This window comes from Bradyrhizobium sp. LLZ17, from assembly GCF_041200145.1.
Taxonomy (GTDB): domain Bacteria; phylum Pseudomonadota; class Alphaproteobacteria; order Rhizobiales; family Xanthobacteraceae; genus Bradyrhizobium.
Window position 1 is genome coordinate 5,740,746 of record NZ_CP165734.1, and the last position, 24,394, is coordinate 5,765,139.

Genomic DNA, 24,394 nt, shown 5'->3' on the forward strand with positions numbered 1-24,394 from the left:
GTATACGGGGCCATGCGGTTTCTGACGACCTTCCAGATTGCTGATTTCCTCGACACGCTGGTCAGCCTGTTCACGGCCTTCGTGCTGGGCACACTGATCGGCGCCGAGCGGCAGTACCGGCAGCGCACGGCGGGCCTGCGCACCAATGTGCTGGTCGCGGTCGGGGCGGCTGCCTTCGTCGATCTCGCCATGCATCTGGACGGCGTGGACGGTGCGGTGCGGGTGATCGCCTATGTCGTTTCCGGCATCGGCTTTCTCGGTGCCGGCGTCATCATGAAGCAGGGTATGGACGTGCGCGGGCTCAATACCGCAGCGACGCTGTGGGCTTCCGCGGCTGTCGGCTCCTGCGCCGGCGCCGACATGGTCGCGCAAGCGGCAGCGCTGACCGTGTTCGTCATCGCCGGCAACACCATGCTGCGGTCGCTGGTCAATGCCATCAACCGTATCCCGCTGAACGAGAAGACCTCGGAGGCGACCTACTACTTCAAGCTCGCGGTCGCGACCGATGCGTTGCCCGACATGCGCGACCGTCTGATCGACAAGCTCGAGGCCGCGAAATATTCGGTGGCCGATGTCGACGTGGTCGAGCTTGGCGAGGACGTTTTGGAGATCGTCGCAAAACTGGTTGCGAGTGCGGTCGATCCGAACGAGCTCAATGCGGTGGCGACCGATCTTCAGCACCTGCCGGGGGTGCGCCACGCCACCTGGGAACTCAGCACCACTGACTAATGGCGGCGCGCTAGCGGCGCAAAGCGTGCGGTTCCCGTCTTGTCGGGCACGGAACCGCTGTCGGGCAAATTCGTTGATCCCGCGGACAAAGGCGGTGATCGAGATGGCCGGCAAAAACCAAAAGGGCAAACTGACACGAGACGTGTTGATCGCCTGCTCGCTGTTTATGGCTGGCGTCGTGATCTCGGGCCTGTCGCTGGCACAAATCCGGGCCGAACGCCGGATGGAACTGGCGCAGGGGACGCAGCCGCTCCAGGGCACGCCCTCGGACAATCAGACCAGGACGCCGGCGGAATCAAAACCCGGCGGTGAGCGCCCGACCACCCCGGCGCCGGAGCCCGCGCGCCCCGATCCGCAGACCCAGGGCGCGGCCACCAAACCGGTGCTGCCGCAGGCGCCCGCGGAGAAGATCGCGCCGCCGATCAAGGAGAAGTAGAAGCGGTCACCATGCAATTGGTGTCATCGTCCGCGAAAGCGGACGATCCAGTATTCCAGCGACCATGCGTGGATACGGAGAGGCCGCGGCGTACTGGATGCCCCGCCTTCGCGGAGCATGACAGCGGAGTGTTGGGCTGGCCCCCGGAATGACGAGCATTAAGTCCGCGTCGTCACCGCACCAGAATATTCCGGAACTGCCAGGGATCGCTGGTATCGATGTCCTCCGGGAACAGCCCCGGACGATCCGTCAGCGGCGTCCAGTCGGTATAAAAACCCTTCACCGGGCCGAGATAGGGCAGCTGGATTTCCAGCAGGCGATCGAAATCCATCTCGTCGGCTTCGACGATGCCTTCGTTGGGGTTTTCCAGCGCCCAGACCATGCCGCCGAGCACGGCGGAGGTCACTTGCAGGCCGGTGGCGTTCTGATAGGGCGCGAGCTTGCGAGTCTCCTCGATCGAGAGCTGCGAGCCGTACCAGTAGGCGTTGTTGTCGTGGCCGAACAGCAGCACGCCGAGCTCGTCGATGCCGTCGACGATCTCGTTCTCGTCGAGGATGTGGTGCTTTTCCTGCATCTTCGCAGCGCGGCCGAACATTTCATGCAGCGACAGCACGGCATCGTCGGCCGGATGATAGGCATAGTGGCAGGTCGGCCGATAGACCGCCGTGCCCGATCCGTCGCGTACCGTGAAATAATCGGCGATCGAGATCGACTCGTTGTGGGTGACGAGGAAGCCGTACTGCGCGCCCCGGGTCGGGCACCATGTGCGCACGCGCGTGTTGGCGCCGGGCTGCATCAGATAGATGGCGGCGCCGCAGCCGGCTTCGTGGGTCCGGGCATTCTCGGGCATCCATTTTTCGTGGGTGCCCCAACCCAGTTCGGAGGGCTGCACGCCTTCGGACAGGAAACCTTCCACCGACCAGGTGTTGACGAAGACATCCGGCTCTTTCGGCTTTTTGGAGCGCTGGGTGTCGCGTTCGGCGATGTGGATGCCTTTGATGCCGGCCTGCCGCATCAAGTCGGCCCATTCCGCCTTGGTCTTCGGCTTGGGAGCGTTGAGCTTCAGATCAGCGGCGACATTGAGCAGCGCCTGCTTGACGAAAAAGGAGACCATGCCGGGGTTGGCGCCACAGCACGACACGGCCGTTGTCGAGCCCGCCGGGCGCGCCTTCTTGGCGGCCAGCGTCGCTTCGCGAAGGGCGTAGTTGGAGCGCGCTTCCGGGCCCTTCGAGGAATCGAAATAGAAGCCGAGCCAAGGCTCGTTGACGGTGTCGATATAGAGAGCGCCAAGCTCGTTGCAGAGCTCCATGATGTCGGTGGAGCCGGTGTCGACCGAGAGATTGACGCAAAAACCCTGGCCTCCGCCTTCAGTGAGCAGCGGGGTCAGCAACTCGCGATAATTGTCCTTGGTCACGCCCTTCTGGATGAAGCGGACATTGTGCTTCTCGCAATGCGCCTTGCGGCCCTCGTCCTTGGGATCGATCACGGTGACGCGCGACTTGTCGTAGTCGAGATGCCGCTCTATCAGCGGCAACGTGCCTTTGCCGATGGAGCCGAAGCCGACCATGACGATGGGACCAGTGATCTTCGCGTAGATCTGCGAGGCGGGGCTCATGGGATGGTTTCTCCGGAACGTGCTGGCGGACAAGTTGTGAGGGATGGATCAGGCGCTGCGGCGCTTGGCGGTCGCTTCGATCTCGACTTTCATCTCGGGCTTGTAGAGCGCCGAGACGACCAGAAGCGTTGCCGCCGGACGGATCGCGCCAAGGACTTCGCCGCAGACCGCGAAGTGCGCGTCTGCGTCATTGGCGTCGGTGAGGTAGTAGGTCACGCGGACGATGTCGGCCATCTCGAATCCGCCCTCCTTCAGGGCAGCTTCGATGGTCTTGAAGCAGTTGCGTGACTGGCTGGTGACATCGGCCGGCATCGTCATCGTAGTGTAGTCATAGCCGGTGGTTCCTGCGACGAACGCGAACTCGCCGTCGATCACGGCGCGGCTGTAGCCGGCGGTCTTCTCAAAGGGAGAGCCAGTGGAGATCAGGCGACGGGACATCGGTTTCGGCCTCGACTGAAGGGCTGTTTCGCGGGTTAAAGGGCGTTTCCGGGGCGCGCGCAACCCCAAAGGAATAGGCACGCGCGAGCATCGCGGCTCGATGCGGCTCTGGTCGTCGCCATCATGGCAATCCCTTAGGCCGCGTGCGCCTGGAGGGCGCGAACTACCCTCCGTTTGGGCAAGGCCGCGCCGGTCGGGACGATCATCCCCTCGGCGCCATCCAGCGCACCGGCCTGGAATTCGATCGCCAGCAGGCGGTCGCGCTCGAATGGGCCGGGCAGCACCAGCGCGCCGGTCTTCTCGGGCGAGAAGCCGAAGCGGGCGTAATAGGAGGCATCGCCGAGCAGGACCACGGCGGCATGTCCGCGTGCCCGGGCGGCGGCCAGCGCTTGTTGCATCAGCGCGGCGCCGATCCCGAGCTCGCGGCAAGTAGGGTCCACCGCCAGCGGTCCGAGGACCAGAGCGGGCCTGCCTCCGGCGCTGACGTGCCACAGCCGCACGGTTCCCACGAGTGTCCCCTCGTGCACCGCGGCCAGCGCGAGGCCGGCAGCGGGTGCGCGTCCGTCGCGCAGGCGCTGGCAGGTGCGGCCATGGCGGTTCTCGCCAAAGCTGGCATCGAGCAGCGCTTCACGGGCGGCGACGTCGGCAGCACGCTCGTTGCGGATCGCGAACGGAGCGGTTTTCGAAGTGGCGGCGATCTGTGGCTTCCGAAGAGCAGTCATGGCGCGTCAGTCCCCGCTTGAGACCTGCGTGCCAAAAGCACGCCGGTCCAAGGCGTCGTCAGAAATCAGGATGTCAGGGAAGGGAGCCGGCGGACCGGCTCCCGGGTTCGTCGGGCCTCGAGAGAGAGGCTGCTTAGATGTGGTACGTCTTCAGCGGCGGGATGCCGTTGAACGCCACCGCCGAGTAGGTCGACGTATAGGCTCCGGTGCCTTCGATCAGCAGCTTGTCGCCGATCTCCAGCGTCACCGGAAGCGGATACGGGTTCTTCTCATACAGCACGTCGGCGCTGTCGCAGGTGGGTCCGGCGAGCACGCACGGCGTCATGTCGGCCCCGTCATGCGGGGTGCGGATGGCGTAACGGATCGACTCGTCCATGGTCTCGGCGAGACCACCGAACTTGCCGATGTCCAGGTACACCCAGCGCACCTCGTCCTCGTCGCTCTTCTTCGAGATCAGCACGACCTCGGACTCGATGATGCCGGCGTTGCCCACCATGCCGCGGCCGGGCTCGATGATGGTCTCCGGGATCTGGTTGCCGAAGTGCTTGCGCAGCGCCCGGAAGATCGAGCGGCCGTAGGTCACCACCGGCGGCACGTCCTTCAGGTACTTGGTCGGGAAGCCGCCACCCATGTTGACCATGCTCAGGTTGATGCCGCGCTCGGCGCAGTCGCGGAACACCTGCGAGGCCATCGCCAGCGCACGGTCCCACGCCTTCACCTTGCGCTGCTGCGAGCCGACATGGAACGAGATGCCGCACGGCTCCAGGCCCAGGCGCTTGGCGACGTCGAGCACCTCGACGGCCATTTCCGGGTCGCAGCCGAACTTCCGCGACAGCGGCCATTCGGCGCCGGCGCAGTCATAGAGAATGCGGCAAAACACCTTCGCGCCGGGAGCGGCACGGGCGACCTTCTCCACCTCGGCGGTGCAGTCGACCGCGAACAGCCGAATGCCGAGCGCGAAGGCGCGCGCGATGTCGCGCTCCTTCTTGATCGTGTTGCCGAACGAGATGCGGTCGGCCGTCGCACCGGCGGCCAGCGCCATCTCGATCTCGGCAACCGTCGCGGTGTCGAAGCAGGAACCCATGGACGCGAGCAGCGCCAGCACTTCCGGCGCCGGGTTCGCCTTGACGGCATAGAACACGCGGCTGTCGGGCAGCGCCTTGGCAAAGGTCTGGTAATTGTCGCGCACGACTTCGAGATCGACCACGAGGCAGGGCTCGGTGTCCCGGCCCTCGCTGCGGCGGTTGCGCAGGAATTCCTGAATACGTTCGGTCATAGCACTCTCCCAAACGGCCCAGCGACGGGGATCCGTTCAAAAAATGACGTCAGATAAGAGCGCTCCGGCCAGATCGCGCGATGGAGGCGCGACAAGCCAAAGACTCAAACCAGACTGTGCTGCCGTGGATTGGTTGGGAATTTTCCCGCCCGCACACCTGGCAATGAAGGACAAGCCTTTTCAGTAGCCCGCGCCGGCGTTGGACTGCCGGTAGAGACCAAAAAAGCCCGATCCGTCGTTGCTTTAAGTCGCGTCCCCCGTTGAGAGCGGGGTGCGCCGGTTCGCCTCCGGCTGCCAGTCACGGTTGCAAAGAGTGAAGTCACCTTCGACAAGGCATCTCTTGAGAGAGATGCTGGACGCTCCGGGTTTGCTTTCGTCTTCCGGCTATGAGCCTTCCGACTTCCACACTTCCGAAGAGCCCCTCGGCTTCTTCACCCCTTGGCGGCTGTCCGGCCTCTTGTCCGGATACCTACCGACTGACACACGACCACAGGCACGTGCGAAATTGGGCAAGTCCGCACATAAGTGTTTTGACTCTGGTTCGCAAGAGATTTTTTAGGCTGCGAACAGAATTGCCTAACATCTGCTTGCGCAGTGTCGCGCGAGCGATGCTGAAGATGAACGCGCGTTAAGCTTTGTGCGCAGTGCGCGTGTCTCTCGCGCGCGAGAGGCGTCAGCCGCGCTTCGTGAAGGGCTCGACGCGCCGAGCCGCGCGGATGAAGGCAGTCATCACGAGCACGCCCAGTGCAAATAGCGCGGCCTGAAGGATGTGCGCGCCCTGCTCGCCGAGTCCGGTCAGAACTGCGAGTGCCCAGCCGCCGGCAAACGCCGCGCCGAACACCTCAGCGCCGATCAGGATGGCGGCGCTGACGACGGTGATGACGTTCGGCCAGACGATCTGACGGGAGGATGAGGAAGGCGCGTTCATGTGCTGTGGGGTCCGTGTCTGCGAGGGCCGCAATCTCCTCGAAAAGGCGGTCCGGAGCAAGGCCAAATGGCCCAAAAAAGCCCTATGGCGTGCTATAGCTCGGCCCAACAATCGAGCCTCGAAAACGGGACGAACGATGTCAGAAACCCGCCAAACTACGGACTCCGAGACCAACCCCCTGCTGAAGGCCTGGGTGACGCCGTTTGCGACCCCGCCGTTCCACGAGATCCAGCCGGAGCACTTCCTGCCGGCGTTCGAGCAGGCCTTCGCCGATCATTCCGCGGAGATCGCGGCCATCACCAATGATCCCGCCGCGCCCGACTTCGCCAACACCATCACGGCGCTGGAGCGCTCCGGCAAGCTTCTGAACAAGGTCGCTTCCGTCTTCTACGACCTGGTCTCGGCGCATTCCAACCCGGCCATCCTGGAGATCGACAAGGAGGTCTCCTTGCGGATGGCACGGCATTGGAATCCGATCACGATGAATGCCGTGCTGTTTGGCCGCATCGCTCAGCTGCATGAGAACCGCGCCAATCTCGGCCTCGACCCCGAGCAGCTCCGCCTTCTGGAGCGCACCTACACCCGCTTCCACCGCTCGGGTGCCGGTCTGTCCGAAGAGGCCAAGAAGCGCATGGCCGAGATCAACGAGCAGCTCGCCCAGCTCGGCACCGGCTTCAGCCATCATCTGCTCGGCGACGAGCAGGACTGGTTCATGGAGCTCGGCGATGCCGATCGTCAGGGCCTGCCGGAAAGTTTCGTCGCGGCTGCCAAGGCCGCGGCTGAAGAGCACGGCCTGCCCGGCAAGGCTATCGTCACCCTGTCGCGCTCCTCGGTCGAGCCGTTCCTGAAGAGCTCGGCCCGGCGCGACCTGCGCGAGAAGGTCTACAAGGCTTTCACGGCGCGCGGCGACAACGGCAATTCCAACGACAACAACGGAACCATCGTCGAGATCCTGAAGCTGCGCGAGGAGAGCGCCACGCTGCTGGGTTACCCGACTTTTGCCGCCTACCGGCTCGAGGATTCCATGGCCAAGACGCCGGAGGCGGTGCGGGGCCTGCTCGAGCGGGTCTGGAAGCCGGCCCGCGCCCGGGCGCTGGCCGATCGTGACGAGATGCAGGCGCTGATCACGACCGAGGGCGGCAATTTCAAGCTCGCGCCCTGGGACTGGCGCTTCTACGCCGAAAAGCTCCGCCTGCAGCGCGCCAATTTCGACGACGCCGCGATCAAGCCGTATCTCACGCTCGACCACATGATCGCCGCCGCCTTCGACTGCGCCACGCGCCTGTTCGGCATCACCTTCGAGGAGCGCAAGGACGTTCCGGTCTGGCATCCTGACGTCCGGGTCTGGGAGGTGAGGGGCCCGGACGGCAAGCACAAGGCGCTGTTCTACGGCGATTACTATGCCCGGTCCTCGAAGCGCTCAGGCGCCTGGATGACCTCGTTGCGCGACCAGCAAAAGCTCGACGGCGAGATCGCGCCCTTGATCATCAATGTCTGCAACTTCGCCAAGGGCGCCGGCGGCGAGCCCTCGCTGCTGTCGCCAGACGACGCCCGCACCCTGTTCCACGAGTTCGGCCACGGGCTGCACGGCATGCTCTCCAATGTGATCTATCCGTCGCTGTCGGGCACCTCCGTGTTCACCGATTTCGTCGAGCTGCCCTCCCAGCTCTACGAGCATTGGCAGGAACGCCCCGAGGTGCTCCAGCAGTTCGCAAAGCATTACCAGACCGGCGAACCCTTGCCGGACGACTTGCTGCAACGGTTCCTCGCCGCGCGCAAATTCAACCAGGGCTTCGCCACCGTCGAGTTCGTCTCCTCGGCGCTGATCGACCTCGAATTCCACACCCAGCCGGCCGCGGCAGCCGCGGACGTGCGCGCCTTCGAGAGACGCGAGCTGGAGAAGATCGGTATGCCCGAGGAGATCTCGCTGCGCCACCGGCCCACGCAGTTCGGCCACATCTTCTCCGGCGACCATTATGCCGCGGGCTATTACAGCTACATGTGGTCGGAGGTGATGGACGCCGACGCCTTCGGCGCGTTCGAGGAGGCCGGCAACATCTTCGATCCGGCGGTCGCGAAACGCCTGCACGACGACATCTATTCGAGCGGCGGATCGGTCGATCCGGAAGCCGCCTACGAGGCCTTCCGCGGCCGTCCGCCGGAGCCGGACGCGCTGCTGCGCCGTCGCGGCCTGCTCGACGCTCCCAAGGCGGCCTGACGGGCATGCGCGCTCTGCTGGGATGGCTTCTTGCCACTGCCCTGATGTTCGCATCAGGCGCGGCGAGCGCGCATCCGCATGTCTGGATCACCGCGACCAGCGAATTGCTGTACGCCGAGGATGGCTCGATCACCGGCGTGCGCCACGCCTGGACCTTTGACGACATGTTCTCGGCCTATGCAGTGCAGGGGCTCGAGAGCAAGACCAAGGGCGCCTACACGCGCGAGGAGCTCGGGCCGCTGGCGCAGACCAACGTCGAGTCGCTGAAGGAATACGCCTACTTCACCTTTGCGCGCGCCGACGGCAAGAAGGAGCGCTTCAACGAGCCGGTCGACTATTTCCTCGACTACAAGGATACGGTGCTGACCCTGCACTTCACTTTGCCGCTGAAGACGCCGGTCAAGCCGAAGCAGCTGATGCTGGAAGTGTTCGACCGCTCCTTCTTCATCGACTTCCAGATGGCCAAGGACAATCCGGTCAAGCTGGTCGGCGCGCCCGCGGGCTGCCAGATGAAGCTGGAGCGTCCGAGCGACGGCACCGCGACCGCGCAGAAGCTCAACGAGCAGACCTTCATGGACGGCCCGAATGCCAATTTCGGCATGATGTTCGCCAACAAGATCACGGTGGATTGCCCTTGAGACCGCAACTCTCTCCGTTTGCACGCGGCCTGCTCGCCTGCGCCGCAGCTGTCGTCGTGGTCGGCCTGGCTGATGCGGCGCTTCACGACCTGCTCGCGCAAAATCCGTTTGGCGCGCCGCGGCCGACGCAGGCGGCTCAGCCAGAGGCCAGCGGCATCGTTGGCTGGCTATTGGCAAAGCAGTCGGAATTCTATCGCCAGATGTCGGCGACCATCCGCGCCGCCAAATCCGACGGCTCGGCGGTGTGGACGCTGCTCTTCATCTCGTTTGCGTACGGCATCTTCCATGCCGCCGGTCCCGGCCACGGCAAGGCGGTGATCGCCTCCTATCTCGTCGCCAATCGCGAGACCGCGCGGCGCGGCATCGCGCTGTCGTTTGCCTCGGCCCTGATGCAGTCGCTGGTGGCGATCCTGATCGTCGGCATCTCGGCCTGGGTGCTGAACGCGACCGCGAAAACCATGTGCAAGGCGGAAGGCGCGATCGAGATCGCAAGCTACGGCCTGATCGCGCTGTTCGGCCTGCGGCTGGTCTGGGTCAAGGGCGGCACCTTCATCCGCGCGCTCCAGGCGTCTCAGCCGGTGCCGGCGATCGCGGGCGTGCCGCATGAGCATGATCACGGTCATCACCATCATCATGATGCGCATGACGATCACGGCCATGGTCACGCCCACACCCATCATGCCAACGCCCATCACGGGCACGCCCACGTCCACGACGAGCATTGCGGCCATTCCCATGGCCCCGCGCCGAGCGAGCTTGCCGGGCCCGGCGGCTGGCGTCGTGGCTTCGGTGCGATCCTCACGGTCGGCATCCGCCCCTGCTCGGGCGCGATCCTGGTGCTGGTGTTCGCGCTCGCCCAGGGCCTGTTCTGGGCCGGCATCGCCGCCACCCTGCTGATGGGGTTGGGCACGGCGATCACGGTCGCGGCCATCGCGGTCGTCGCCGTTTCCGCCAAGACCATCGCCGGCCGCCTCAGCGCGGGCCGCGACGGCGGCGGCGCGCTGTTCATGCGTGGCGTCGAATTCGCAGCCGCCGGGCTCGTGCTGCTGTTCGGTGCGGGGCTGCTGTTCGGCTACATCGCGGCCGAGCGGACGACGTGTTTTTGAGCTCTTCCCCTCTCCCCTTGTGGGAGAGGGTGGCTCGCCGCGTAGCGGCGAGACGGGTGAGGGGTTGTCTCCGCGGGCGATTCTCTTGCAGCTGTGCTCGCGGATCGAACCCCTCATCCGGCGCTTCGCGCCACCTTCTCCCACAAGGGGAGAAGGAAAAAAGAGTCACACCGGCAAGAACCGCTTCAACATCGGCATGAAGAAGATCCCGAGATTGATCGCAAAGCCGATGCTCCACAGGATCGAGCGCAGCGTCGGGCGGTTGCCGAGATAGGTCAGCACGTAGGCGACCCGCACGATCAGGAACAGCACGGCGAGCTCGTCGATCAGCCGCTGCGGCGAGTCGCGGAATTCGGCAAGCAGCACCGCGAAGGTGAAGAACGGGAAGGTCTCGATGCCGTTCTGGTGCGCGCCGAGCGCGCGCTGCGCGATCGCGTCCTCGTAGAAGGCGGGATCGCGCGGCCGCGAATTGTCGAAGCCGCGAAACCTGATCCATTTGATCGAGACGATCGTCAAGAGATAGAGCAGCAGCGCCCCAAATACGCACCATTCCGCCAGCGTCATGGTTCCTCCCCCTCCACGCCGACCCTAGCGAAACCGGCCCAATCTTGACAAGTTCCGAGCAACGCGCGACGCAACAGAGCATGACGACAATAGTCCCCCTCGAGACTGCGAAGCCGGCGGTGCAAGCCGCCTTGCCGCGCGTCGGCGTGCTCCTGGTCAATCTCGGCACGCCCGATACCGCCGATGCGCCCGGCGTGCGGGTCTACCTCAAGGAATTCCTATCCGATCCCCGCGTCATCGAGGACCAGGGCCTGATCTGGCAGCTGGTGCTGAACGGCATCATCCTGCGCAGCCGTCCCCGGACCAAGGCGCTCGATTACCGGAAGATATGGAACACCGAGAAGAACGAGTCGCCGCTCAAGACGATTACGCGGTCGCAGCGTGACAAGCTCGCTGCTGCGCTGTCGGATCGCTCCCATGTCGTGGTGGATTGGGCCATGCGCTACGGCAATCCGTCGATCAAGGCCGGCATCGACGCGCTGATCGCGAAGGGATGCGAACGCATTCTGGCCGTGCCGCTCTATCCGCAATATTCCGCACCGACCTCGGCGACCGTCTGCGACGAAGTGTACCGTGTGCTCGCGCGCCTGCGGGCGCAGCCGACGTTGCGGGTGACGCCGCCTTACTACGAGGACGAGGCGTATATCGAGGCGCTCGCGACCTCGGTCGAGGCGCATCTGGCGTCGCTGCCGTTCAAGCCGGAGCTGATCGTCGCCTCCTTTCACGGCATGCCGAAATCCTATGTCGAGCAGGGCGATCCCTATCTGGGTCACTGCGTCGCCACCACCGAGGCGCTGCGCCGCCGGCTCGGGATGGACGAGACGCAACTGCTGCTGACCTTCCAGTCGCGCTTTGGCAATGCCGAATGGCTGCAGCCCTACACCGACAAGACGATGGAGCGCCTCGCGAAAGAGGGCGTGCGTCGCATCGCGGTGGTGACGCCGGGATTTTCCGCCGACTGCCTGGAGACGCTGGAGGAGATCGCGCAGGAGAATGCCGAGATTTTCAAGCATAACGGCGGCCAGCAGTTTTCCGCGATCCCCTGCCTCAACGACAGCGGGCCCGGCATGGACGTGATCCGTACGCTGGTTTTGCGCGAGCTTCAGGGCTGGGTTTAGGGAGGGCTCCGTGAACCGCCGCGACTGTCTGGCGCTTCTTGGGACCATTGCGGCGTGGCCGGTCTCAGTGCTGGCGCAGCAGCCGACCGCGCAACGTCGGCTCGGTGTGCTCTCGGTCACCGCCGCCGATGACGTGATCGGGCAGACGCGCAGCGCCATCCTGGTCGAGGCGCTCGCGGCCGACGGCTGGAAGGAGAACGGCAACCTCACGATCGATTGGCGCAGCGGCGCCGGCGACCGGGCGCGGATTTCAGGGCTTGCCGATGAGCTGATCGCGCTCAAGCCCGACATCCTGCTCGCGGTCGGTACGCCCTCGGTCGAAGAGCTGCGCCGGCGTACCGCGACGACCCCGATCGTGTTCGCCGTGGTCACCGATCCCGTCAGCCAGGGCTTTGTCGAAACCCTCGCTCATCCCGGCGGCAACATCACCGGCTTCACCGACTACGACGGTCCGCTCGCCGGCAAATGGCTGGAGATGCTGACGCAGATCTCGCCGAAAGTGTCCCGCGTTGTCATCGTCTACAATCCCGCCACCGCACCGTTCGCGCCCCTCATGCTGCGCACGATTGAGGACGCCGCGCGGACGCTTCACGTGACGATCGAGCCCGCGCCGGTCCACGATGCCGCAGGTATCGCGGCGCTGGCCTCACGCAAAGACGGCGGCTTCCTGATCTTGCCGGACTTCTTCACCATGGCCAACCGCGCCAATCTGCTCGCGGCGATCAGCGAGGCGCACGTGCCCGCGGTGTTCTGGAGTCGCAGCTTCGTCGACGAGGGCGGGCTGATGTCCTACAGCACGGACAGCGCCGAGCAGCTGCGCCGCGCCGCGTCCTATATCGACCGCATCCTCAGGGGCGCGGAAGCCGCCGACCTCCCGGTCCAGAATCCCACCAAGTTCGAGCTGGCGATCAACCTCAAGACAGCCAGGGAGCTTGGTGTCACGCTGTCCCCAAACCTGCTCGCGACCGCGAACGAGGTCATTGAATAGCAGCGAGTTTATTAACCTTTGCCGCTAGGTCTGCGCCTTCATGCTTTCAAGAGCGCTTCGCAAATACATAATCGTGGCCGTTTCTTCCCGTGGCGTCTTGTGCAGAATGGCGTGGATGCCGACGTGAAGAGCGGCCGCTGAACCGGTAGGGTCGTGATCCCGACCAATGACAGCGCGGGAAGGGTCTTTTTCCCGCCTTGGAGGAAATATGAGCGGTTTCGATATTTTCGCGATTGTCCTGGTACTGCTCGTCATCATCACGCTGTTCGCCGGCGTCAAGACGGTGCCGCAGGGGTTTGACTGGACCATCGAACGCTTCGGCAAATACACCCGCACGCTGGCACCGGGACTGAACCTGATCGTGCCCTATTTCGATCGGGTCGGGCGCAAGATGAACATGATGGAGCAGGTGATCAATATTCCCGAACAGGAAGTGATCACCAAGGACAACGCCACCGTGACGGTCGACGGCGTCGCCTTCTTCCAGGTGTTCGACGCCGCCAAGGCGAGCTATGAGGTCGCCAACCTGACCCAGGCGATCATCGTGCTGACCATGACCAATATCCGATCGGTGATGGGCTCGATGGACCTCGACCAGGTGCTGTCGCATCGCGACGAGATCAACGAGCGCCTGCTGCGCGTGGTCGATGCCGCGGTCTCGCCCTGGGGGCTCAAGGTCAACCGCATCGAGATCAAGGACATCGTGCCGCCGGCCGATCTGGTCGAGGCGATGGGCCGGCAGATGAAGGCGGAGCGCGTCAAGCGCGCCGACATTCTCCAGGCCGAAGGCCAGCGCCAGTCTGAAATCCTGCGCGCCGAGGGCGCCAAGCAGGGGCAGATCCTCCAGGCGGAAGGCCGCAAGGAAGCCGCGTTTCGCGACGCCGAGGCCCGTGAACGCTCCGCCGAGGCCGAGGCCAAGGCAACCCAGATGGTCAGCGAAGCCATCGCCAAGGGCGACGTGGCTGCGCTGAACTACTTCATCGCCGACAAATATATCAAGGCGTTCGGCCAGTTTGCGGATGCGCCGAACCAGAAGATCATCATGCTGCCGATAGAGGCCGTGAGCCTGCTGGGCTCGCTCGCCGGTATCGGCGAGATCGCCAAGGCGACGTTCGGCGAAAGCGCTGCGTCCGCGACAGCGGCAGCCCGCCGCGGTTCGGTGCCGCCGGTCAGCGGCACGCCGCCGACGGTGCCGCCGCGGTAACGCTCTTCAAAGAGGTCGTGTCATGACCGACATGTTCGTATCGCTCGGCACCTGGAACTGGTTGGTCTTCGGCTTCGTCCTGATGGCGCTGGAGGTGCTGGCGCCTGGCGTGTTCCTGTTCTGGCTGGGGCTTGCGGCCCTGCTGGTCGGCCTGATCTCGTTCGCCTTTGTCATGTCCTGGCAGATCCAGCTTGTGATGTTCGCGGTGTTCGCAGCCGCCGCCGTGCCGGTGTGGCGCCGGCTGGCGCGCGGACGGACGGACGCAAGCACGAGCCCATTCCTCAACAAGCGCACCGAGGCGTTGTTGGGCCGCGAGTTCACGCTGGAGAAACCGATCATCGACGGCAACGGCACCGTGCGCATCGGCGACACCGTGTGGCGTGTCGCGGGTCCGGATACACCGGCCGGGACGAGGGTGAAGGTGGTGCAGGTGGACGGTGCAGATCTGACGGTCGCGGCGGCGTAGTCCGCCGTCATTGCGAGCCATCGGGCCGCGCTTTGCGCGGACCCGGTGGCTCGCAATGACGGTGGAGCGGGCGCGCCACACCCTCACTGTCATTCCGGGGCACGCGAAGCGTGAACCCGGGATCTCGAGATCCCGGGCTCATCGCTTCGCGATGCCCCGGGATGACGATCAGGCCACACCCGCCCGCAACAGATCGTGCAGATGCACGATGCCGACCACCTTGTTCGCCTCGGTCACGACCAGCGTCGTGATCTTGCGTGCGTTGAGCACCTCGATCATCTCGGTCGCGAGCATCGAGGGCGGCACGGTCTTGGGCTGCTTCGTCATGATGTCGTCAACGGACGCCGTCAGAAGATCGGGCCGCATGTGGCGGCGCAGATCGCCATCGGTGATGATGCCGATGGCTTCGTTCGCATTGTTGACGATGCAGACGCAGCCCAGGCCCTTGGCGGACATCTCCATCACCGCATCCGACATCTTGGTGCCGACCGGCTTGACCGGGATCTCCGCGCCGGTGCGCATGTAGTCGCGGACGAATTTCAGCATCGCCCCTAACTTCCCGCCGGGGTGGAAATGCGCGAACTCCAGCGCGGTGAAGCCGCGGCCTTCGAGCAGCGCGATGGCGATGGCGTCGCCGATCGCCGCCTGCATCAGCGTCGAGGTGGTCGGCGCCAGATTGTGCGGACAGGCCTCGCGCGCCTTCGGCAGCTCGATCACGATGTCGGCGGCCTGGCCGAGCGAGGAGGCGGCGTTCGAGGTCACCGCGATCATGGGGATCGCGAACCGCGCCGAATAATTCACGAGGTTCTTCATCTCCGGCTGCTCGCCGGACCAGGACAGCGCCATGATCACGTCGTCTGTCGTGATCATGCCGAGATCGCCATGGCCGGCTTCGGCGGCGTGCACGAAGAAGGCGGGCGTGCCGGTCGAGGCCAGCGTCGCCGCGAGCTTGCGCGCCATGTGGCCGGACTTGCCGAGCCCGGTGACGATGACGCGGCCCTTCGCCTGCCGGATCAGGTCGACCGCGTTGGCAAAGCTCTCGCCGAGCGGGCCGCGCAGCGCAGCTGCGAGCGCGTTGATGCCGCCGCTCTCAGTCTCCAGCGTGCGGAGCGCGGATTCGACGCTTGTGGGGGTGGGGCCGGATGATTGGGTCATCAGCGGTTTCGAACTCGGCATGCTCTGATCCAGGGAGGTCAATTGGCGCTTGCTTTAGCACGCCCAAACCGACGAGGCGACGCGCGACCCAGGACCCGCAACGGGTCATTAACCATAATTGTTTTAACTCCATTAACGATGGTTCCCGCGGTTCGCGGAGGATCGTCGTTGAAGTAGCTGATTTCGTTGGAGTTATTCCATCGTGGGGTCGCCTCCAGGTAGGGGCCGGAGCCATCGCGCGTTCGCCTTTCGCGCCGCTTTGCCATGCCTGCTACTGGCGGCGCTGGAAACTGCGCCCGTGGTCGCCCAGACCCTGACGCCCGAGCTCTTCAATCCCACCCGCGGCGGCTTCGCCGCGCCCGACACGCTGCCGACGCGTCGCACGGCCGCCGTGCCGCAACCGCCGTCGGATGCGGAGCCGGATCCCAACGACGATCCGCGCAAGCGCCGCGAGACGCCCGCGCCGTCGCGCATCGGTCAGGTCCCGACCTACGGCCTGCCTGCCGCCAACGGCGCGAGCAGCTCCGGCTACGACTCGCTCAATCGCAAGCGCCAGCAACCCAAGCTCTATCCGGGACAGCCGAAGCCGAAGCGTGCCGCCGGTCCCGGCTCGCCGCTGCCGCCGGCGACACCGGACAGAAGCCTCGGCCCGCCGCGCATCGCGCCGCCACCGTCCGAGACCGCGCATAAGGCGCCGGTGCCGGCGGCGATGGCCGGCACGGTGCCCGGTCAGCCGTTACGCCGCCGCCTCAAGGCCGACGACGATGCGTTCGGGGCGGTCGGCGACTACGCCGGCAGCTTCCTGATCAAGGGCGGCCTCGAGCTCTCGGCCGGCTACGACACCAATCCGGCGCGGCTCAACAAGCCGATCGGTTCGCCGGTCTACGTGGTTGCGCCCGATCTCCTGGTGATGTCGGATTGGGAGCGCCATGCGCTGGTTGCCGATTTGCGCGGCTCATTCTCGGGCTACACCAACAACATGCCGGCCACGATCGACGGCTTTGCCTCGCCCTCGCCGGTCGATATCGATCGCCCGGATTTCACCGGTCATGTTGACGGTCGCTTCGACGTCGATCGCGATCTCAAGCTAACCTCGCAACTGCGGCTGCGGCTCGCCACCGACAATCCCGGCAGCCCCAACGTGCAGGCGGGCTTGCAGAAATATCCGGTCTACGCCAGCTATGGCGGCACCTTCGGCTTCGACCAGACCTTCAATCGCTTCCAGGTCGCCGCCGGCGCCACCGTCGATCGCACCGCCTACACGGATTCAAAGCTCACCGACGGCTCGACCTTCAGCAACAATGATCGCGACTTCAACCAGTATGGCGGCGTCGGCCGCTTCTCCTACGAGCTGAAGCCGGGACTGAAGCCGTTCGTCGAGGTCCAGGGCGACAGCCGCGTTCACGATCAGGCCGCCGACCGCAACGGCTATCTCCGCGATTCGAACGGCGGCTATGCCAAGGTGGGCTCGTCGTTCGAGTTCTCGCGCATCCTCACCGGCGAAATCTCCGTCGGCTATTCCGCGCGCAATTATGTCGATCCGCGGCTGAGCCAGCTCGCGGGCTTCCTGACCACGGGCTCGCTGATCTGGAACGCCAGCGGCCTAACCACGGTGAAATTCTTCACCGACACCCAGATCGCCGAGACCACGATCCCCGGCTCCTCCGGCGTGCTGGTGCGCACCTATTCCGCCGAAGTCGACCACGACTTCCGGCGCTGGCTCACGGCCGTGGGCAAATTCACCTACGGCACGCTCGACTACCAGGGCCAGAACCGCAACGACAAGACCTACTCGCTCGAAGGCAATCTGATCTACAAGCTCAACCGCAACGTCTGGATCAAGGGCACGCTGCGCCACGACATCCTGGATTCAAACCAGCCGGGCTCAAGCTCGCAGGGCACGGTGGTGATGGTCGGGGTGAGGCTGCAGAACTAATTCCGCTGTCATGCCCCGCGAAGGCGGGGCATCCAGTACGCCGCGGCTTCTCGACTCGATCACTACCGTCTCTGGAATACTGGATCGCCCGCCTTCGCGGGCGATGACAGCCTCGGTTGTGGTAATTAGCTCGCCTAAAGCTTACCGCGGCAAATCGGTCTTCCCCATCAGGAACGTATCGATCGACCTGGCACACAGCCGGCCCTCGCGGATCGCCCACACCACGAGTGACTGTCCGCGGCGCATGTCGCCGGCCGAGAACACGTTCGGGCGCGAGGTCTGGTAGTCGAGTGTGTTGGCCTTGACGTTGCCGCGCGGATCGAGCTCGACCGAGAGCAGCTTCAACAGGCCCTCGTGCACGGGATGGACGAAGCCCATGGCGAGCAGGACGAGGTCGGCGTCGAGGTCGAACTCGGTGCCGGCAATCGGCTTGAACTTGTCGTCGACGCGCACGCAGTGCAGCTTCTTGACCTTGCCGTTCTCGCCGGAAAATTTCTGGGTCAGCACCGCGAATTCGCGGATGGCGCCTTCGGCCTGGCTGGAGGACGTCCGCATCTTCAGCGGCCAGTTCGGCCAGGTTAGGCCCTTGTTCTCGTGCTCGGGCGGGGCGGGCATGATCTCGAGCTGGGTCACGGAGAGCGCGCCCTGGCGCAGCGAGGTGCCGATGCAGTCGGAGCCGGTGTCGCCGCCGCCGATCACGACGACATGCTTGCCGCCGGCCAGAATCTCTTTGACGCCGCCGAGCGGCTCCTCGGAGACGCGGCGGTTCTGCTGCGGCAGGAAATCCATCGCATAATGGATACCGTCGAGTTCGCGGCCGGGGATCGCCAGGTCGCGCGGGGCTTCCGCGCCGCCGGTCAACGCAACCGCGTCGTACTCATTGAGCATCTCGCGCGGATCGACATTGCCGTCGACGCCGACATGGCTGTTGTAGTGGAAGGTGACGCCTTCGCCTTCCATCTGCGTCACACGGCGGTCGATAATGCCCTTCTCCATCTTGAAGTCGGGAATGCCGTAACGAAGCAGGCCGCCGGCCTTGGCGTATTTCTCGAACAGATGCACGTCGTGGCCGGCGCGCGCCAGCTGTTGCGCGCAGGCCATGCCGGCCGGACCCGAGCCGATCACCGCGACCTTCTTGCCGGTCTTGACGGCGGCGACCTCCGGCTTGGCCAGCCATTGTCCCAGGCGCGGTCGACGATCGCGCATTCGATGGTCTTGATGGTGACCGGGTTGTCGTCGATGTTGAGCGTGCAGGAGGCTTCACACGGCGCCGGACAGATGCGGCCGGTGAACTCCGGAAAATTGTTGGTCGAATGCAGGTTGCGCGAGGCTTCTTCCCAATTGCCTTGGTAGACGAGATCGTTCCAGTCGGGGATCTGGTTGTTGACGGGGCAGCCGGGCGTGCCGGGCGCGACCGAGCCGGTGCCGTGGCAATAGGGAATGCCGCAATTCATGCAGCGCGCGGCCTGGTCCCGCGTTTCCTTTTCGGAGAGGGGAACGACGAATTCGTGAAAATGCTTCACGCGCTCGGCGACCGGTGTGTACTTGCGGTCATGCCGTTCGATTTCGAGAAAACCCGTGATCTTGCCCATTAAACCCGAAGTCCCTGCCGCTCTAACTCGTTTGCTGTTTCCTCACCGTCATTGGGAGGAGCTCTTGCGACGAAGCAATCCAGTCTGCTTCCGAGGAGAAAGTCTGGATTGCTTCGCTTCGCTCGCAATGACGGGGTGTGATGCCTAGGCCCCGATCGCGATTTTCGGCTCGGCGTCCGCGTTGGCGGCCAGTTCGCGCAGCGCGCGCCGGTACTCGACCGGCATCACCTTGCGGAATTTGGGCAGCCAATCCTTCCAGTTGGCAAGGATGTCGGCGGCGCGCTTGGAGCCGGTCGCTTTGGCATGGCGCGAGATCAGGACGTGCAACCGCTCGACGTCGGAGGCGAGCAGGTTCTTGAACACGTCGACGCGGCCATGCGCCTCGAGGTCACCGGCGTGATGATAGGTGCCGGCGTTGATCAGCTCTTCCGACAGCACCGGCTCGAGCTCGACCATCGCCATGTTGCAAAGCTTGTCGAACTCGCCGGTCTCGTCCAGCACATAGGCGATGCCGCCGGACATGCCGGCCGCGAAGTTGCGCCCGGTCTTGCCGAGCACGACCACGATGCCGCCGGTCATGTATTCGCAGCAATGATCGCCCGCGCCTTCGACGACGGCGACCGCGCCGGAATTGCGCACGGCGAAACGTTCGCCGGCGACGCCGCGGAAATAGCACTCGCCCTGGATCGCGCCGTACATCACGGTGTTGCCGACGATGATGCTCTCTTCCGGCACGATGCTGCTGTTCCTCGGCGGCTTGACGATGATCTTGCCGCCCGAGAGGCCCTTGCCGACATAGTCGTTGGCCTCGCCCTCGAGTTCGAAGGTGACGCCTTGCGCCAGCCACGCGCCGAAGGCCTGGCCCGCGGTGCCCTTCAGGCTGACATGGATGGTGTCATGCGGCAGCCCGGCATGGCCGTAGATCTTGGCGACCGCGCCCGACAGCATCGCGCCGGCGGAACGGTTGGTGCTGTTGATGGCGGCCTCGATCTTCACCGGTGCGCCGCGGTCGAGCGCGGGCGTCGCCTTCTGGATCAGCGAACGATCGAGCACGGCCTCCAGATGATGGTTCTGGCGCTCCGAGTGGTAGATCTTCTGGCCCTTCTCCTCCTTCTGCCGCACGAACAGCTTGGAGAAATCGAGCCCCTTGGCCTTCCAGTGCGCGACCAGCTTGGTCTGGTCCAGCAACTGGGTCTGGCCGATCATCTCGTTGAAGGTGCGGAAGCCGAGGCTCGCCATGATCTCGCGGACTTCTTCCGCGACGAAGAAGAAGTAGTTGATGACGTGCTCGGGCTGGCCGGTGAAGCGCTTGCGCAGGACGGGGTCCTGCGTCGCGACGCCAACCGGGCAGGTGTTGAGATGGCACTTGCGCATCATGATGCAGCCGGCCGCGATCAGCGGCGCGGTGGCAAAGCCGAACTCGTCGGCGCCGAGCAGCGCGCCGATCACGACGTCACGGCCGGTGCGGAAGCCGCCGTCGACCTGGACCACGATGCGGCTGCGCAGCCGCTCGCGCACCAGCGTCTGGTGGGTTTCGGCGAGACCGATCTCCCAGGGGCTGCCGGCATGCTTGATCGAGGTCAGCGGGGAAGCGCCGGTGCCGCCCTCGAAACCTGCGATGGTGACATGATCGGCGCGCGCCTTGGCGACGCCGGCCGCGACCGTGCCGACGCCGATCTCGGAGACGAGCTTCACCGACACGTCGCCGGTCGGGTTGACGTTCTTGAGGTCGTAGATGAGCTGCGCCAGATCCTCGATCGAGTAGATGTCGTGGTGTGGCGGCGGCGAGATCAGGCCGACACCCGGCGTCGAATGCCGGACCTTGGCAATGGTCGCGTCGACCTTGTGGCCGGGCAGCTGGCCGCCTTCGCCGGGCTTGGCGCCTTGCGCCATCTTGATCTGCATCATGTCGGAGTTGACCAGATACTCCGTGGTGACGCCGAAGCGGCCGGACGCAACCTGCTTGATCGCCGAGCGCATGCTGTCGCCGTTCGGCAGCGGCTTGAAGCGGTCGGCTTCCTCGCCGCCTTCGCCAGTGTTCGACTTGCCGCCGATCCTATTCATGGCGATCGCGAGCGTGGTGTGCGCCTCGCGCGAGATCGAGCCGAAGCTCATCGCGCCGGTGGCGAAGCGCCTGACGATGTCCTTGGCCGGCTCGACCTGGTCGAGCGCGACGGGCTTGCGCTTTTCCTCCTCCGCGCTCTTGACCCGGAACAGGCCGCGCAGCGCCAGCAGGCGCTCCGACTGCTCATTGAGGATCTTCGCGAAGGCGCGGTAGCGCTCCAGCGAGTTGCCGCGCGCGGCATGCTGCAGCAGCCCGACCGACTCCGCAGTCCAAGCATGGTCCTCGCCGCGGCTGCGATAGGCATATTCGCCGCCGACGTCGAGCGAGGTCTTGTAGACCAGCGCATCGCCGAACGCGTCGGCATGGCGGCGCACCGCCTCTTCCGCGATCTCGGCGAGACCCACGCCCTCGACGCGGGTATGCGTGCCGGCAAAGAATTTTCCGACGAAGTCGGCCTTGAGGCCGATGGCGTCGAAGATCTGCGCGCCGCAATAGGACTGGTAGGTCGAGATGCCCATCTTGGACATCACCTTGAGCAGGCCCTTGCCGATCGACTTGATGTAGCGCTTGACGATCTCGTAATCGTCGAGCGAGCCGGGCAGGCGGTCCTTCATCGCGACGATGGTCTCGAACGCGAGATAGGGATTGATCGCTTCGGCGCCGTAGCCTGCGAGGCAGGCGAAATGGTGCACTTCGCGCGGCTCGCCGGATTCGACGACGAGGCCGACCGAGGTGCGCAATCCGGTGCGAATCAGATGGTGATGCACGGCGGCGCAGGCCAGCAGCGAGGGGATCGGCACCCGGTCGGTACCGACCATGCGGTCGGACAGGATGATGATGTTGACGCCTTCGCGCACCGCGCTTTCGGCGCGCGCGCAGAGCTCGTCCAGCACCTGGTCCATGCCGGCCGCACCGAGGCCGGCGTGGAAGGTGGTGTCGAGTGTGCGAGACTTGAAGTGGGTTTCGGCCACGTCCGAGATCGAGCGGATCTTTTCGAGGTCCGCGTCGGTCAGGATCGGCTGGCGCGCTTCGAGGCGCTTGGTGGTGGCAAGGCCCTGCAGGTCGAACAGGTTCGGCCGCGGCCCGATGATCGAGACCAGGCTCATCACCAACTCCTCGCGGATCGGGTCGATCGGCGGATTGGTGACCTGCGCGAAGTTCTGCTTGAAATAGGTGAACAGCGGCTTGGCCCGGGCTGACAGCGCCGAGATCGGCGTGTCGTTGCCCATCGAGCCGGCCGCTTCCTCGCCGATCGAGGCCATCGGCGTCATCAGGATGGTGATGTCTTCCTGGCTGTAGCCGAACGCCTGCTGGCGATCGAGCAGCGACAGGTTCGAGCGCACGCCGGTGGTCGGCACCTTCGGCAGATCTTCCAGCACGATCTGGGTGCGCTCGAGCCACTCCTTGTAGGGATGGCTGCGGGCGAGGTCGGCCTTGATCTCGTCGTCGGGGATCAGCCGGCCCTGTTCGAGGTCGACCAGCAGCATCTTGCCGGGCTGCAGCCGCCACTTGGTGATGATCTGGTCCTCGGGGATCGTCAGCACGCCCATCTCGGACGCCATCACGATGCGGTCGTCCTTGGTCACGAGATAGCGTGCCGGCCGCAATCCATTGCGGTCGAGCGTGGCGCCAATCTTGCGGCCGTCGGTGAACGCGATCGCGGCGGGGCCGTCCCACGGCTCCATCAGCGCGGCGTGATATTCGTAGAAGGCGCGGCGCGTTTCATCCATCAGAGGATTGCCGGCCCATGCTTCCGGATCATCATCATGACCGCGTGCGGCAGCGAGTAGCCGCCCTGCACCAGGAATTCGAGCGCGTTGTCGAAGCAGGCGGTGTCGCTTTGGCCTTCGTACGAGATCGGCCAGAGCCGGTTGATGTCCTTGCCGTAGAGCTCGGAGCTGACCGAGGCCTGGCGCGCCGCCATCCAGTTGGTGTTACCGCGCAGCGTGTTGATCTCGCCGTTATGGGCGATCATGCGGTAGGGATGCGCCAGCGACCACGCCGGGAAGGTGTTGGTCGAAAAGCGCTGATGCACCAGCGCCAGCGCACTCTCGAAGTCTTTCTCGTGCAGATCGGGATAGTACTTGCCGAGCTGGTCGGCGAGGAACATGCCCTTGTAGATCACGGTGCGGCAGGACATCGAGCAGGGATAGTAGCCCGCCAATCCGCGGTCGCGGCGCTGGTAGATCGCCTGCGAGATCGACTTGCGCAGGATGTAGAGCCGGCGCTCGAAATCGTCCTCGGTCCTGGCGGTGCCGTTGCGGCCGATGAACACCTGCATGCAGGCGGGCTCGGTCGGCTTCACGGTGACGCCGAGCGAGGAATTGTCGGTCGGCACGTCGCGCCAGCCGAGCAGGGTCAGGCCCTCTTCCTTGATCTGGTCGGCGATGATGCTCTTGATGACATTGCGCCAGGCGGTGTCGCGCGGCATGAACAGCGCGCCGATGGCGTATTCACCGGGATTGGGCAGCGCGAAGCCAAGCTCCCTGGCCTTGCGGCTGAAGAAGGCGTGCGGGATCTGCACCAGGATGCCGGCGCCATCGCCGGCGCGCGGGTCGGCACCGACAGCGCCGCGGTGTTCGAGGTTGCAGAGGATGCTCAGCGCGTCCGCGACGATCTCGTGCGATTTCTGGCCGTTGATGTTGGCGATGAAGCCGACGCCGCAGGAATCCTTTTCGAGCGAGGGATCGTAGAGGCCTTCGGCCGGCGGGCGCGAATTGTGTTCCTGAATCGGATCAGTCGTTTTCGAGGCGACCGTCGCCGACAGCTCTTCTGCCACGATGTTTGCGCGCTCGAATTGCGACCCGTTCATGTCCTCGTCCTCTCCATGCGGCAAGCTGCCTCACCGCGATCTTCGGCGCACCTTGGGCGTTCCGCGGCACCCGCTTCTGGGCCACCGCTCGTCCGTTGCGAGCCGCATTTTCTTAAATTCAGGCCAAGGCGCTCTTCGTCCCCGAGAACGGCTTTGCCTGTTGCCTTCCTGGCGCTCGAAAGCACCGATTTTCGTTGCAATCCCTATGCCGGAACCGCAAGCAAAATTGAGACAGTCTTCCTGTCCTAACAACCACCTTGCCAAATTTTTGTGTAACACACAAGCGCGCGGAAGTCCCGATTCCCGAAGTGTCAATCGCCGCTTTCCGCATGGCGCGCGGCCCCGGTTTTGAAGCAAACGCGCCCTGATCCGGCCGCGCCGACGCCGA

General features: G+C 64.9%; 17 protein-coding genes and 2 pseudogenes. 10 read left to right on the forward strand and 9 right to left on the reverse strand.

Translation table 11 applies throughout. The annotated features are described in order from the left end of the window. The first annotated feature begins 12 nt into the window (after positions 1–12). Both AB8Z38_RS27540 and AB8Z38_RS27545 read left to right on the forward strand, forming a co-directional pair. A complete protein-coding gene (locus AB8Z38_RS27540) occupies positions 13–729 on the forward strand; it encodes an MgtC/SapB family protein (protein WP_369720839.1) in 717 nt (238 codons plus the stop codon). Between the two features lie 103 nt (positions 730–832). After that, entirely contained in the window at positions 833–1,165 is a 333-nt protein-coding gene (locus tag AB8Z38_RS27545) for a hypothetical protein (protein WP_369726624.1), read from the forward strand. 172 nt (positions 1,166–1,337) lie between these two features. Here the strand turns inward: AB8Z38_RS27545 and AB8Z38_RS27550 are convergent, their stop codons facing one another. From AB8Z38_RS27550 to AB8Z38_RS27570, 5 genes are all read right to left on the reverse strand, one after another. Next, the gene (locus tag AB8Z38_RS27550; RefSeq protein WP_369720840.1) at positions 1,338–2,780 is read right to left on the reverse strand and encodes a homospermidine synthase; all 1,443 of its coding nucleotides are present in this window, start codon (positions 2,778–2,780) and stop codon (positions 1,338–1,340) included. Between the two features lie 48 nt (positions 2,781–2,828). Then, positions 2,829–3,218, reverse strand: a complete 390-nt coding sequence (locus tag AB8Z38_RS27555; protein ID WP_369720841.1) for a RidA family protein — start codon at positions 3,216–3,218, stop codon at positions 2,829–2,831. 134 nt (positions 3,219–3,352) lie between these two features. Beyond that, complete coding sequence (locus AB8Z38_RS27560) at positions 3,353–3,940, reverse strand: GNAT family N-acetyltransferase (RefSeq protein WP_369720842.1); 588 nt, start codon at positions 3,938–3,940, stop codon at positions 3,353–3,355. Positions 3,941–4,073: 133 nt separating this feature from the next. Then, a complete protein-coding gene (locus AB8Z38_RS27565) occupies positions 4,074–5,216 on the reverse strand; it encodes a type III PLP-dependent enzyme (protein ID WP_369720843.1) in 1,143 nt (380 codons plus the stop codon). A 673-nt stretch (positions 5,217–5,889) separates the two neighbouring features. Beyond that, complete coding sequence (locus tag AB8Z38_RS27570) at positions 5,890–6,144, reverse strand: hypothetical protein (protein WP_369720844.1); 255 nt, start codon at positions 6,142–6,144, stop codon at positions 5,890–5,892. 136 nt (positions 6,145–6,280) lie between these two features. Here AB8Z38_RS27570 and AB8Z38_RS27575 point away from each other — a divergent pair, with 136 nt between their 5' ends. From AB8Z38_RS27575 to AB8Z38_RS27585, 3 genes are read left to right on the forward strand one after another with little or no spacing between them, the layout of a single operon-like run. Beyond that, complete coding sequence (locus tag AB8Z38_RS27575) at positions 6,281–8,362, forward strand: M3 family metallopeptidase (protein ID WP_369720845.1); 2,082 nt, start codon at positions 6,281–6,283, stop codon at positions 8,360–8,362. A gap of 5 nt (positions 8,363–8,367) precedes the next feature. Continuing rightward, positions 8,368–9,000, forward strand: a complete 633-nt coding sequence (locus AB8Z38_RS27580) for a DUF1007 family protein (RefSeq protein ID WP_369720846.1) — start codon at positions 8,368–8,370, stop codon at positions 8,998–9,000. Then, complete coding sequence (locus tag AB8Z38_RS27585) at positions 8,997–10,106, forward strand: nickel/cobalt transporter (protein ID WP_369720847.1); 1,110 nt, start codon at positions 8,997–8,999, stop codon at positions 10,104–10,106. Before AB8Z38_RS27580 ends, AB8Z38_RS27585 begins: the two co-directional genes overlap by 4 nt. A gap of 165 nt (positions 10,107–10,271) precedes the next feature. On the opposite strand, the gene AB8Z38_RS27590 is transcribed toward AB8Z38_RS27585, so the two are convergent. Continuing rightward, complete coding sequence (locus AB8Z38_RS27590) at positions 10,272–10,670, reverse strand: MAPEG family protein (RefSeq protein WP_369720848.1); 399 nt, start codon at positions 10,668–10,670, stop codon at positions 10,272–10,274. 80 nt (positions 10,671–10,750) lie between these two features. On the opposite strand from AB8Z38_RS27590, the gene hemH reads away from it, so the two are divergent. From hemH to AB8Z38_RS27610, 4 genes are all read left to right on the forward strand, one after another. Then, positions 10,751–11,788, forward strand: a complete 1,038-nt coding sequence (hemH, locus tag AB8Z38_RS27595) for a ferrochelatase (RefSeq protein ID WP_369720849.1) — start codon at positions 10,751–10,753, stop codon at positions 11,786–11,788. Between the two features lie 10 nt (positions 11,789–11,798). Then, positions 11,799–12,776 carry an ABC transporter substrate-binding protein gene (locus tag AB8Z38_RS27600; RefSeq protein ID WP_369720850.1) on the forward strand — a complete coding sequence of 326 codons (978 nt, stop codon included), beginning with the start codon at positions 11,799–11,801 and terminating at the stop codon, positions 12,774–12,776. A 208-nt stretch (positions 12,777–12,984) separates the two neighbouring features. Next, positions 12,985–13,980, forward strand: a complete 996-nt coding sequence (locus AB8Z38_RS27605) for an SPFH domain-containing protein (RefSeq protein WP_369720851.1) — start codon at positions 12,985–12,987, stop codon at positions 13,978–13,980. 22 nt (positions 13,981–14,002) lie between these two features. Continuing rightward, positions 14,003–14,446 carry an NfeD family protein gene (locus AB8Z38_RS27610; protein WP_369720852.1) on the forward strand — a complete coding sequence of 148 codons (444 nt, stop codon included), beginning with the start codon at positions 14,003–14,005 and terminating at the stop codon, positions 14,444–14,446. Positions 14,447–14,614: 168 nt separating this feature from the next. Here AB8Z38_RS27610 and AB8Z38_RS27615 read toward each other — a convergent pair whose 3' ends face one another. Beyond that, positions 14,615–15,622 carry an SIS domain-containing protein gene (locus AB8Z38_RS27615; RefSeq protein WP_369720853.1) on the reverse strand — a complete coding sequence of 336 codons (1,008 nt, stop codon included), beginning with the start codon at positions 15,620–15,622 and terminating at the stop codon, positions 14,615–14,617. Between the two features lie 181 nt (positions 15,623–15,803). Between AB8Z38_RS27615 and AB8Z38_RS27620 the strand changes: the two genes are divergently transcribed. After that, complete coding sequence (locus tag AB8Z38_RS27620; protein ID WP_369720854.1) at positions 15,804–17,537, forward strand: outer membrane beta-barrel protein; 1,734 nt, start codon at positions 15,804–15,806, stop codon at positions 17,535–17,537. Between the two features lie 141 nt (positions 17,538–17,678). Here the strand turns inward: AB8Z38_RS27620 and AB8Z38_RS27625 are convergent. Together AB8Z38_RS27625 and gltB are read right to left on the reverse strand one after the other, a co-directional pair. Then, a pseudogene (locus AB8Z38_RS27625) lies at positions 17,679–19,129 on the reverse strand (glutamate synthase subunit beta). A 144-nt stretch (positions 19,130–19,273) separates the two neighbouring features. Further along, positions 19,274–24,006, reverse strand: a pseudogene (gene gltB, locus AB8Z38_RS27630) (glutamate synthase large subunit). Positions 24,007–24,394 lie beyond the last annotated feature (388 nt).